Below are 12,722 nucleotides of genomic sequence, written 5' to 3'. Positions count from 1 at the left end.
GCGTGCCACTGTTCCAGGAACGCCGGCGGTCAGTTCTTGAGCACGCCGCCCACAGCCACACCGGTGCCGAAGATCAGCGCCTTGGTGAGGAAGTCGTTGTTATCCCGGGGCGGCGGAAGATCATCATCCTGCCGCACCACTGTGTCCCGGTTGCGCCGCTTCTGAACGACCTGCTGTTGTTTGCGGGGTATCTGTGCCACCGGTCTCTGCGTGCGGACCTTCTTTACCACCTGTTTTTTCGGCTGCGTCGCACGGGCCTGATCGGCAGCATATCTGGCGCGCACGGTTTCCATCATCGGATCAGTCTGGATCACCAGGAATGCAAGTTGCTCGCGTGTCAGATAGCTGGTCTGCGGCAGGCCGTTCTCCACCTGCCAAATACCGATCGCCTGGCGGGTCTGTGGGCCTATGTTTCCGTCGACGCGGCCAAGCTCGTTGCCCAACGCTTCGATGCGCAATTGCAAGTCGATGCGACCCTGGCGGTCGAGGCCAATGGCATTTTCCGTCAACTCGGTGCCCGGTGTTTGCTTCACCTCGTCGGGGACGCCGACCGAGGTGCGCACTGCGGAGCCGGAACTGGCGTTCGCCTGGTCCGTATCGAGTGCCGCGACCTGCCGGTTCTGGGCTTCCGGGTCGTTCAATTCGTCGATGTTCAGCCGCGCCACCGTGGCGAAGCGGCCGTTTGGGAACTGCTCGAGATAGGCCTCGTAGAACGGCACCGAGTTGCGCTTGGAGGCTTCATCCCAGAGCCGCTGCTCGACTTCCCAGGAAGGCGGGTCACCAACCACCAGCGTGGGGGCGGTTGCCGCCCCGGCATTGGCAGGCTGTGCTTCAGGCGCCGCCACGACAACGGGTTTTCCAATGAAGACCTCGCGCCCCAGCGACGCGTTGTGCCAAGGCCTCTGGCGACCTTGCGTCGTCTCGGTCACTTCGCCGCGCACGCGCGTCAGCGCGCTCTGGATCTCAATGCCGGGTTCGGTCAGGTGCCTGGCGAGCGCCGTGGAGTAAGGGCTGTTGACGCCGTTGCCGTCGAAAGCGATGGCGCCCGGATCGGTTGCATAGGCGATCAGGATGCCGCCCGTGCCTACGCCGTCCGATCTTGCTTCGATCGGTGCCAGACCGGACCCCAACGAACGCGACTTCGGCAGCGAGGCGGCCAGCGTCCTGGCGAGCGGATTGTCGCGGCAGGCATCGAGTATGATCACGCCGACCGCCGGATCGGGCGGCAGCGCCGCCAAGAAGTCGTCGACCTGAATGGTGCGGGTCTTGAGATAGGCCGGCGACGTCAACTCGGCGTCGACCGGTATCACGAAATTCTTGCCGTCGACCTGCATGCCGTGCCCGGCATAAAAGATGACGGCGAGGTCGGCATCGTAAGACTGCTCTGTGAACCGGCTGATGAGGCTGTGCATGCCGGCATTGTCCTGATCCATCCCCTCGATCACCTCGAAGCCGGCATTGCGCAGCGTGGAGGCGATGAGGTGCGCGTCGTTGGCGGGGTTGGGCAAAGCGACAGCATGAATGTATTTGCTGTTGCCGATGACCAGCGCAACGCGCTTGGCGTCGGGCGTGGCTGCCTCGGCGCTGAACGCGGCAAGGACAAAAAGGAAAAATCCCCTCAGAAATACGGTCAACGCTTTCATGGACCAGCCCTCCGCCCACCAGGGCGCACTGTTGATGTCTGCGCATGCTAAATTTCGTCAGCGACAAGGTCGCTTATGCCAAAATGGCTCTTGGGCTTATGTGATCCTGACCACAGTCTTGGTTCACAAAGGAACCGAAAGAGTTTGCTATTGTAACACTTGGCAGCAGGAACACCAATGGTCTGGAGCGAAACGCGCGCCGCGCGGGGCGGGTCAAATCGAGCCTATTAGAGTCGTAATCGCCTGCTTGTATTTTTCGAACTCCGGCGATGTCTGGCGGACTTCCGTCGTGGTCGATACCGGTTGGCCTGCGCCGGTCCCCGCGGGGCTGAGCTTTCGGCCCATTTTCCTTTCGGCCCAGTCCACGACATAGCCGGCGGTCTTGCCCGTGAGGAACGGGTTGGCCTGAATGACGGCCGACCCGAGCACGGCGCTCAATTGCGCCGAACCCGACGCCGACAGCACCTGATGCGCGCCTTCCATGCCCAGGAAATGGCAGAGATAGAGCCGGCCGGCTGTGATCTGGTGGCCTCGCGCCCGAAGATAGGCTTCACCCTCGCGCGCAAGATTGCGCACCATCTCGCGCGAGATCGTGTAGTCGTAGCGCAGAGCAAGGAGATCCGCATTTGAAAGTGTGCGCGCCAGTTCGGGACGGTAGGTGTTCATCATCCTGATCCAGGTCTTCGATATGAATTGGCCGGCACCGGTTGCTGAAGAAAGCGGGTTCTTGGCGCGGGCGCTGCCACCACTTTCGACATGAACGATACGGTCGGTCAGTGTTTCGACAGCAGGATCGCTCGTTGCGACCGCGGCGGTCACCGTGCCCAGCGGGTCGATCGCCCCGCCATTCTGATAGAGTTCGAAATGCAGATGCGGCCCGGTCGACAGGCCGGTGGTGCCGATATAGCCAATGATGTCGCCGGCCTTCACCTTTGTGCCGACACCGCTTGCGATTGCGAATTTCTGCATATGCGCGTAGCGCGTCTCGCGTCCGGTGGCATGCGCAATCTTCACCAGGTTGCCGTAACCACCGCCGTCGCCCTGGAAGGCGATCTCGCCGTCGAAGGCGGCTGCGATCGGCGTACCCGAGGGGGCTGCCCAATCGACGCCCTTGTGGATGCGAACCACGCCCAGAATTGGGTGCTTGCGCGGACCGAAGGTGGACGTCATGACCCCGTTGACCGGCGTGACCATGCCGTTGGTGACCGTCAGCGAGCGAACCTGATGGTCGCCGGTAACGCACGCAAACTGACCGTCGCTCTGCTGGAAGACGAAGCATTCGAGGCTCTTTTCAGTACCCTGCACACCGACATACAGCACGCGTCCGTCGGTCTCGCCCTTGCCGCGGGGCGTTTGCGAATAGAGCAGGACGAGGCGCTGGTCCTCGCTGGCGAAGGCGTCCAGATCCTGTCCTCTCGACAGGTACATGATCGCTTCGCCGATCACGCCGGTCGGAACTTTGTTGCGCGCCGCCGTCGAATAGATTGCGTCGAGCAGGCGATATTGCCGCTTGTGCGTGCCTTCTTCCGGTGCACCCGAATAGTTGAACAGATCTTCGCGGACCCAGGGATCGACACCCGATACGAATGCACCCGCGGCGTTGCGCGTCAGCGTGCCGACAAAGACGTTCTTGGCGTAGATCGACACCTGCATGAGCGACATTGTTGTCGTCTCGCGCGTCGGCCTGAAACCACGCATGGCGACGACATAACCCGGTTCCAGGCCTTCCCGGTTGAAAAGCGCCTTCAGCGCTTCGCCCGCCCGCCTGGCGTCCTCGACGGAGAAATGCGCATCGAGCGCAACGCTGTCCAGGCTGCGGTCGTTGAGGATTTTCACGAACGTGTCTTCGGTCGCCTCGAACCGCTGATACTCATTCGTGACGGTTGCGACACTCGTGTTGTTTTCGATCTGTGTCTTCTGGAATGCGGGCAGGGCTGCTTCGCCTGCATCGATTGTTTCACCCCAGCCGGCTTCGGGATCGTCGGTGCCCATCTGCTGCCCCGAAGCAGCCGGAGCCTCGTTGGGGGCAGGCGAGGGCTGAAGATCGTTCTGCAGATCCCCCGCCGGCGGCTGAAGATCGTCCTGCAGATCGTTGGACGGCGGCGGGGCGGTCTGCCGTTGCGCCTGGAAGAATGCGAAGTCTTCCTGCGTCGACGGTATCGTCGTCATGAATTTTTCGCTGGCGCTGAGCATCACATCCGACAGGATTTCGATCTGCGGAGAAATCCCGGCCTGATCGAGATCCGCCGGCTTCGCGATCGAACGGCCCCTCGACGTGGCGTCGGCGTCGGGGGCAGGGGTGATCCACATCGGGTCCCCGGCAAGGTCGATAATGGCAGGCACATAGACCGATGCATCGGCCGGCACGTCGTCCACCCCTTCGACCGCGTGAAGCTCTTCGTCTTCGTCGCCGAACGACCAATAATCGGCGGTGAGGTAGAAGCCCACGGCGATCGACAGCATGATGATCGCGGCAAGACCGGCAAGCAGCCGGCGCCAGAGCCTGCGTCTGCGAAGCGCAAGGCGCGCCTGCTTCTTCTGCCTGAAGCTCGTGTCGATAGTGTGCGTCACGGGCTGTTTCCGGTCAGGAAGAACGTCCACCGCGCCTGTTCGAGCGTATCGACTTCGAGAAATTGCGCCGCGATATGGCCGCGTTGCCAGCATTCCTCGATGCCGCGGGTCGAGAAACGCCTTCGCTCGATGCACATTTCGGTCGATCCCGTCAGGATCGCGTGGCCGAAGACGTCCGTTGCGTAGATGTAGATGTAGCGGTTGGTCAGTTCCTCGCGAATGACCTTCACGCACTGATTGGCGCCGATGGTCCACCAGCCGTCTGTCTGATCGGCATTGTCGACCTTCTGGCCGACTGCGAGATTGACGACGTCGAGTGTCTGATTGCAGACCGTGAATTCGGCTCGCGCTTCGCCGGATGACAGCACAGCCAGCAGCGCGGCGCCCGCGATGACCGCAAGCTTCATGTGGCCCGCCAAGGCGAGCAGGGCGCGAACCGGTTCACACTGCTTTATGGGCAGGTCGGCAGACGAGTGGGGCAAACACGGGCAGCGTTCCATCGGGCGCCCATGACTATCCGCCGAGCCGGAAATACTTGGCAGTGGCTGAGAACTGAGATCCGTTGGTCTCGATTTCCTCGAGAATTTTGGGTAGCAGCGCCGAGGCTGGCGTCGGCGCCGAGAATGCGGCCGCCTCAATATCCTGGGGTCCCGTGATCACCATTATGATCTGCGGCACGGCCTTTCCAGCGGCCTTGTCGGCGGCGCCGAGGCCAATCGGGATGCTGAAGGTGGCTTTGTCCGACTGTGCGACGATGCGATCGTCGAGATTAAACACCATGCCCTTGTGATCGATCAGCAACACGCTGGAAATGAGCCCGCCACGCGTCACCAGCGTGCCGCTGATCGGCGTACCGTTCGGCACCGACGTCCGGTCGAGAACAAGCTGCGGCTTGTCGGCCGCGGTCTGTCCCAGAAAGCGCAGAAAATTGGTGACTTCGCACTGGCTCGGCTCAATGAGGCGGACGCTGATGTCGGGCTCCACATGGAATTTCGCCTGGAAATCGCCCAGCATGCGTTCGAATGGCTGGACCGCTGTTCCAAATCCTTCGATCGCGGCTGCGGTGTCGGTTGACGAATTCATGGTCGCATAGAAACAGTCGCCGCCGCCGAAGTCGCGAATCCAGGAGACTCGTTGCGCGATGTCGTCCACGGCCGGAGGAATCGCCGGTTTGGGCACGTTCAACGCGACGACAGGTTGGTCCGGCTGCTTGGCCGCCGGTGGCACTGTCTTTTGGCTCTCGGCGTTCGCGGCATCCGTCTGGCTTGCAGTGGGTTTGGGCGCCGGCCCGGCAACCTTGGGTTCTGCCGGCTGGCTGATCTGCGGCTCCGGTTTGGGCTTTGGGCTCTCCACAAACTCTGGCTGGGCCGGCGGTGTCTTTTCGGATGGCTGCTGCGCGTCCGTTGCCGGTGACTCCGGGGGGCCCTCGGTTTGCGCGGGGACAGTGGGCTTGGCCGGCTCCGGCGTTTGCACTGCCTTAGCATCTGCCTGGCTTCCAGCCGGCGGCACGCCCGCCTCTGTTTGCGGTTGCGCTTCCATTGCCGGCGGTTTCTCGGATTCCTCGGTCTGCGAAGGGAGTTCGGCGGGCTTGGCCGGCTGCGGCTTTTGAGCCGCCGAGGCATCTGGCTGGTTTTCAGCCGGCGGTACGCTGGCCTCCGGCTGCACGGACGGAACTGGCTTTGCCGGCTCAGGGGCGTTCGCGACTTTGTCGGCGAGGGTCGGCGCCGAAGTTTCCGGTGTAGGCTTTGACGGTTCGGGCGCGGAAAGTGATGTCTTGCCGGCAATCGGCGTTGCCGGCGTCATGAAGCCGCTCAGATACAGGCCCGCGCCTGAGGCGACAGCCAGTGTCGCCAGGGCAGCGATCGCGATAGTTCGGGTCTTTGTGGATTTCTTGGGCATATCCGCAGTGACCGCGCGCGGAGGGCCGGCGACCCGCGAAGGCAGCGGTTCGGACAAATGAGCGGGCCGGACATGCGGGACGAAGCGCTGCTCGCCCGGGCCCGTTGCCGTCGGCGCGTTGCGTCCCGCGACATTGGATGCCTGGGCGCCCTTGGGATCAGGAGCAAGGGTTTGCCCGGCTGACCGGTTGCGGGGTGTGATGGACGTCGGCGGCGTTGTTCCTTCGTCTTCGCCACGCGTCATCCTGGCGATATCAGCCATGCTGACCGGCCGGTCTCGCGGATCCGGTTGCAGCATGGCTTCGACAATGTCACGAAAATCGTCGTCGATATCAGAGAGGTCAGGCACGGCCCGGCGCTTTTCGATGATCTCGAACTGCGATCCGCTCATGTCGATCGGTTTCCCGCGCAGAGCGGCAGCCAGCACCAGCCCAAGGCTGTAAATGTCGGACTGTTCACTGACGTCGCCGCTGTACAGCCCGAGCTGTTCGGGCGAAACGTAGTTGTACTTTCCCGCGAACTTCCCGCCGATCAGTGTCTCCCCGCCCACGGTCGCCGATCGCGCTATACCGAAATCGATGATCTTTGCGCGGTCGACCCGGCCCCCCGGCAGGATGATATTGTCCGGCGAGAGGTCGCGATGGATTGCTCCCGCTTGATGCACGGCGCTCAGGCCGGATGCGAGGCGATGGCAGAGCTTGCGCACCTCATCCGTCGGCATCGGACCACGTCGCATGATGTCGTACAGCGACTCGCCGTCGACGAATTCCATGGCAAGGTAGGGACGGCCGATCCCGGGATCGATGGTGAAGACGTGGTATCGCACGACCGCCTCATGCGACAGGTGGTTGAGGATCGAGGCCTCCTTGCGGAACAAGGACAAGATCGTCTGGTCACGGGCAAATTCGGGCAGCACGATCTTGATCGCGACATGGTCGCCTGTCTGGATGTTGTGGCCGCGATAGACCTCGCCCATGCCGCCGAATGCGATCCGTTCGTCAAGTTCGTAGATGCCGCTGAGCTGCGTACCGACAGCGGTGTTGGCCACTTGCGGCGATATTCGCGTCTTATCATCGGCGCTCATCAGCTTCGGCCCTCCGCTCTGGACAGATCAGGGTGGAGCGATTGTCCATTGCGCCCGTTCCCAATCTTAACCAGCACAATGGTGACATTGTCCGTTCCGCCTCGCGCCAGAACCGTTTCCAGCAGGTTTTCTCCGGCCGCCTGAGGTGTAGTCGACACGACAGCGGCCTCGATCTCGGGGTCGGTGACATGTGCCGTCAGCCCATCGGTGGCCAGCACGAAAATGTCTCCCGGCATCAGTTCGCCCTGCTGGAAATCGATGACGAAGTCGTCACTGACCCCGATCGCATGTGTGATGACATTGCGGCGTGGCCAGGTGAGCGCCTCGGCCGCGCTGATCATGCCTCGATCCAAGAGTTCCTGCACTTCGGTGTGGTCTTTCGAAATCTGCGAGATCGCGGCGTTGCGGATCAGATAAACCCGGCTGTCGCCCGCCCACAGGCAGGCAAATCGTCCGTCCATCGCCAACAGGGCGGCGACCGTGGAGCCGATGGTGATGCCGCGCGATTCCGATATGCTGCGGATTTCGGCATTGGCCCGGCTCAGCCTGTCCTCGAAGCGGGCCCGAAGATCGGGTGCCGAGCTCGCAATGCCGATTGTTGACAGATGATCGACGATACTGGCGGAAGCGACCTCTCCGGCGTCATGTCCACCCATTCCGTCGGCTACCACCCAGAGGCCAGTTTGTGGCTCGACTAGATAGCTGTCTTCATTGAGCTCACGGACAGAGCCTTTGTGGCTCACGCCGAAGCTTTCGATGGAAAGGGCGACAGTATTCAAATTGCCACCAAGCGCTTTTCAAGCGTCCTTCTGCGGCGCACCTTTGGACGCTCGCTGGCGCCACTTTGCCACAGGCTCGAACATTAAAGTACCGAAAACTAGGGAAAACCGGGGTTTGAACTCTGGTCAGCGGACCGGCGCCATGATCAGCAGATCAAACCCATCTCAAAACGCCTTGGGACAGCTGAATCCGGAAAGGGCCAGGAGGAAGAAGTGGTTGGAGCCTGAACCTGTCTGGAGCGTATAAGTAACGTCGCGTCCGCCAATCACGAAGCGTGCTTGCATGTTGCTGTCGTGGCCGGTGACGGCAGCCTTGTCCAGAAGTCGCTTCAGGGCCCACGGCCCTTCGAACTTGATGGCGGATTCGCGGCCTGGCATCTCCGGCGTCAGGCTCAGACTGGCGGATCCGGAAGCCGCGCCGCTCGGCCAGGTCACTATGCTCGGCATGTTGCCCGCTTGGTTGCTCTCGAGGGTCTGGCCGTCGACATCGAGCACCGCCGCATCGGCATCGCCATGCAGTGAGAACGGCGTGAAGGTCACGCTGACCGAGGGCACCGAACCGCCCTGGGGAAAGAAGGCGCTACGGATTTCGGCCGCCAGCTGGAAGTTCTTCAGCGTCGACTTCGACAGGTCGCGGCCGAAGCGAGCATCCTGTTTCCAGCTCCAGTCCTGACCGGTCATATCGATCAGCGATGCGAGGTTCTGTGCGAAGAACCGGTCCATCAGCCCGCCCGGAGCGAACAGTTTGGCGAAATCCGCCATCGCGATGTCCTCGGTGCCATTGCGGGCGAAAGGATAACGGCCGTTGACCGCCGCCTCGCAGGGCTGTGTGACCGTCTGGTCGAGCATCTGGTTCAAATTTGCCACCGAGGTCTCGGTGACGTTGCCTTCAAACTCGTCTGCCGTCGCATTGACCATCCGGCCGAGTTGCTTGGGCACTCGCGAGACATTGGCGCGAAGGGTGGCTATCTGGAGCTGCAGGTTTGCGTTGACGCGTTCCGTCTGGGAGGGGACGTCGGTTGCCAGTTGCAGGCTCTGGTAGATATCGCGGAAATTCTGGGTCAAGGCATCGATCGGGCGGTGTCCGGCAGCACCGCTCACCAGGGCCTGGAACGGCCTGAATTGCGCTTCGATGTTGGCCCCGGGATTCTGGTTTTGCGCGCTTAAGGATCCTGTGCCGGCACGGGTGTGCGATTTTCCGATGGCGATTTGTATGCCGATGCGAGCCAGACCCTTGGCCGTGCTTGCTGCGTCCTGTAACTGGCCCGCGCCGCCTTCAACCGCGGTGGCTGAGTCCTTGCCGGAAGCAGCGTCCTGCGTCAGAGCGGTTTCGTCGGCGATCGCCGTAAACAGCAGTTCGATCGGCGAGGCTGGCGAGGCGACGGCGGAAAGCGCGATATAGCGCGGCTTGTCCTTCAGCATCGCTTTGAATTTCAACCCGTCGAGAACGCTGTTCCACGCCGTTGCGAACTCCTTCCCATAGCGGTCGAGAAGTTCGGGACCGAGCTTGGGCAACTCCTGATCGATGCCGCCTTGCTCGCCGCCGCCACCGAGGACCCACTGGTCGTCGACGAGCGTCTGGGCAATGCGCGAGAGTTGCACGAGATAGAAGCTGTTGAAGCCGGCATAAGTATAGAGGCCGGGAACACGAAGGCCTGACAGATCGCCGCCATCGACCCGCTCGAACAGTAACGGGGCTTCCGGGCCGCTTTTCAGGGAAACAGAAAAATCATCCAGAGCTGCCGCGTATACTGCGGATTTGACCAAAGCCGAGGCACGGTCGGCAAGGCTCATGCGCCCGAGCGACCGTTGAGCGGCTTCGACGAGCGGCTGGTTGAGTTCGAAAACCGGATCGTAGGCGTCGTCCAAGGCAAGCATGGCACCCAGGTGCTTTTCGAGATGCTCGCGTCCTTCGCGGTTGTTTTCACCTGGATACCGGTTCTGCTCCCAATCCTGCTTCATCCAGGAAATGATCAACGCGTCGTCGACCTTCGGCGCCTTGCCGCCAAGCATCAGGTAGATTTTCAACGGCTCGTAGAGCGCGGCGGGATCGGCCATCCTGGCCTGGATCGTCCGCTCGGCCTGGATCAGCAGGCGCGATCGGAACATTCGTTCCAGCGCTTCCCGGTAAGCCGTCTTGGATGCCGAAAGAAGTCTCTCCCGCTGGCTGAGGCCGAACGTCTCCTCGATCGGTGTCGGCACGTCGCCGGTTTCGAACCCAGCCGGCAGATTGCGCAACTGGTCGAGCGGGCCAATGACGTTTTCGAGGTCGACATCGGTGACCTCGGTGCTTTTGAGCAACGCGTCCGCCGTCTGGCGATACTGGCTCATGGCCTGCGTGGTGGAGGCGATCAGCGACCTGTTGGCTGTGAAGCTCAGGGCCAGGGTGCCGAGGGCCGCCGCAGCGATCAACGCGATGGCGCCAAGGCCGGCGAACCTGGCGATCGTTGCACGTCTTACAGCTGATTTGTCATACGAAACCCATCCGGATTCGGCAAAAATGACGCCCGTCAGCAGATCGTGCAAAAAGAAGCTTTTGCCGGTTCCGGAAAGATGGGCGCGGGGGCTGCTGCCGAAATTGCGGCCGATCGCGCCCAACACCTGATCGATTGGGGTTCCCTCCTGCGTGCCTGAAGAGAAGTAGAGTCCACGCAAGCTGACATTCACCTGGCTGCGGATCGGATCGAACAGGCTGGCGATGAAATTGGTAATTTGCTCCTTCAGAGCGCCAAACTGCGCCGGAAAGCCAAAGATGGATATACGCGCGACCGGATCGGCCTCTTCCTGGAGGCGGTCAGGCATCTCCTCCACCAAGCGTCTTGCCAGTGCATCGAATTCGGCCGGAGCCTCGGCGGCCATATTCTTGTTGCGATCCGTGGTCTGGAATGTCGCGCCCCAGACCTTGCGCCGGCGCGGCTCGTCCAAGCCGCCGAAGTAATCCATGAACCCTGAAACCAGGTCGGCCTTGGTGAACAGCAGGTACACCGGAAACTGGATTTTCAGCGTCTCGTGGATTTCCCGCAGACGACTGCGTATCTCGACGACGTGAGCGTCAAGCTGCTGATCGTCGAGGCTGACGAGGTCGGCGAGGCTGATGGCCAGGATGACGCCGTTTATCGGTTGCCGTGCGCGGGCTCTCTTGAGCAGTGACAAGAAGGCAAGCCAGCTCTTCTTGTCGGTCTCGGCATTGGAATCCTGCGTCGTGTAGCGTCCGGCTGTGTCGATCAGGACGGCCTGGTCGGTAAACCACCAGTCGCAGGAGCGTGTTCCGCCAACGCCGGCAACTGGCTGGGCATCACCCGAACCGGCCAGCGGAAAATTCAGACCCGAATTGACCAGCGCCGTTGTCTTGCCGGCGCCGGGCGGGCCGATGACGATGTACCAGGGGATCTCATAAAGGAAATTGCGTTTGCCGCTCGACCGCTTGAGCGCCGCCACGGCCTCATTCATGCGGGCCTCGAGCACCCGCGAGTCGTCATCGCGGTCGTCATTGTGTGTGACCACGGTTTCGAGTGCTTTTTGCGCTTTTCTCGCTTGCCAGAAACGCAGGCCGTAGAAAAGCGTGAGCGCTGCCACGATCATCCCGATGATAGTCGCGCGCAGCCAGGCAGGCCCGAGAGGACGGGTATCGGCGAAGCGGATCAAGGGTCCGGCAAACCACACTGCCGCCGCAAAGCCGGCCAGCGCGATCATGCTGAATATCCGCAGCAGCCAACGCGTCATGGCCGCTCCCGACTGGCCGTGCTCACAATGTTTTCCTCCTTGGCGATCATCACATCGACACGGCGGTTCTTGGTGCGGCCTTCCGGCGTCGCATTGTCGGCGATCGGTTCGTCCTCGCCCTTGCCGTCCACCGTTAGTCGCGAAGGATCACTGAACTTCGGTCCCATCATTGCTTCGACGGCCTTCGCTCTGGCGACGGAGAGATCGAAGTTGGACTTGAATGGGCTCGATTTCCGCGGCTTCACATTGTCCGTATGGCCGACAATCCTGATCGGTCCGCGCTCGGGTTCCAGGGCCGCGGCGATATCTGCGGCAACGGGCTGGAACTCCGGCTTCGCCTCGGCCCTGCCGGACTGGAACAGCAGGAGATTGTTGATTTCCACAACGATGAAGTCGCCCTTCGTGCCGATGGTCAGCCCGCCGCCTTCGACTTCCTTGGCCAGTGCCGAACGGATGCGATCGATCTGCGTGGTTGTGGCGACGGGTGGGACGATTTTCGCCGGCTCCGCCAACGGCGCCACGCTGGCCCGTTCGATGGTAATCGGCGTCGATGGGTTGAGCGCCAGCAATTCACCGGCGGCAGCGTCGCCTTCGTTGGTGATGAAGACCCGCAGTGCGAAGAATGCAGCAGTCAGCAGCGCTGACGCAGCTGCCGCGACGACCCAGAGCGGCAGGCGTGTCGACGGCTGCGTCATGGTCGACGCCAAGCCTTGCCAGCGGGGCGAGATGTCCGCGTCCGCGCGTGCCCTGAAATAGCGAAGCGTTTCGTAGACGTCGCGCCGAACGCGTTCGAGATTGCTGTCTTCGCGCGTCAGGCCCCGGTACTGGCCCTCGAACCCCAGCGACAGGCAGACATGCATCAGTTCGAGCAGCTCGTAGTGTGCCTCGGGGTTGGCCAGGACCTTGTTCAGCGCTTCGAAGAAGCCTGTGCCGCTGGGCTCGACGTGAAAGAACTGCGACAGCATGCTGTGCTGCGCCCAAGTATCTTTCTGTGGCCAAGGCAGGTTGCCGACGAGATCGTCGG

General features: G+C 62.0%; 7 protein-coding genes. All 7 read right to left on the bottom strand.

Translation table 11 applies throughout. From position 1 onward, the window contains the following. Window positions 1-29: 29 nt before the first annotated feature. The gene (locus tag EOC06_RS00165) at window positions 30-1,643 is read right to left on the bottom strand and encodes a caspase family protein (RefSeq protein ID WP_128306790.1); all 1,614 of its coding nucleotides are present in this window, start codon (window positions 1,641-1,643) and stop codon (window positions 30-32) included. A 213-nt stretch (window positions 1,644-1,856) separates the two neighbouring features. Further along, window positions 1,857-4,214 (bottom strand): M23 family metallopeptidase, encoded by a 2,358-nt coding sequence (locus EOC06_RS00160; RefSeq protein ID WP_128306789.1) that lies wholly within the window; start codon window positions 4,212-4,214, stop codon window positions 1,857-1,859. Further along, entirely contained in the window at window positions 4,211-4,621 is a 411-nt protein-coding gene (locus EOC06_RS00155; RefSeq protein ID WP_164898412.1) for a DUF1036 domain-containing protein, read from the bottom strand. Before EOC06_RS00155 ends, EOC06_RS00160 begins: the two co-directional genes overlap by 4 nt. A 106-nt stretch (window positions 4,622-4,727) precedes the next feature. After that, window positions 4,728-7,196 carry a serine/threonine-protein kinase gene (locus tag EOC06_RS00150; RefSeq protein WP_128306788.1) on the bottom strand — a complete coding sequence of 823 codons (2,469 nt, stop codon included), beginning with the start codon at window positions 7,194-7,196 and terminating at the stop codon, window positions 4,728-4,730. Further along, a complete protein-coding gene (locus tag EOC06_RS00145; protein WP_128306787.1) occupies window positions 7,196-7,975 on the bottom strand; it encodes a PP2C family serine/threonine-protein phosphatase in 780 nt (259 codons plus the stop codon). The genes EOC06_RS00150 and EOC06_RS00145 overlap by 1 nt, the downstream gene beginning before the upstream one ends. A 165-nt stretch (window positions 7,976-8,140) precedes the next feature. After that, window positions 8,141-11,698: a type VI secretion system membrane subunit TssM gene (tssM, locus tag EOC06_RS00140; RefSeq protein WP_128306786.1), complete on the bottom strand. Its 3,558-nt coding sequence runs from the start codon at window positions 11,696-11,698 to the stop codon at window positions 8,141-8,143. Then, a partial coding sequence (gene tssL, locus EOC06_RS00135; RefSeq protein ID WP_245469255.1) for a type VI secretion system protein TssL, long form occupies window positions 11,695-12,722 on the bottom strand: 1,028 nt, incomplete at its 5' end. The genes tssM and tssL, both read right to left, overlap by 4 nt.

This window comes from Mesorhizobium sp. M7A.F.Ca.MR.362.00.0.0, assembly GCF_004023175.1.
Lineage (GTDB): Bacteria > Pseudomonadota > Alphaproteobacteria > Rhizobiales > Rhizobiaceae > Mesorhizobium.
This window is presented reverse-complemented; position numbering and strand designations above follow the sequence as displayed.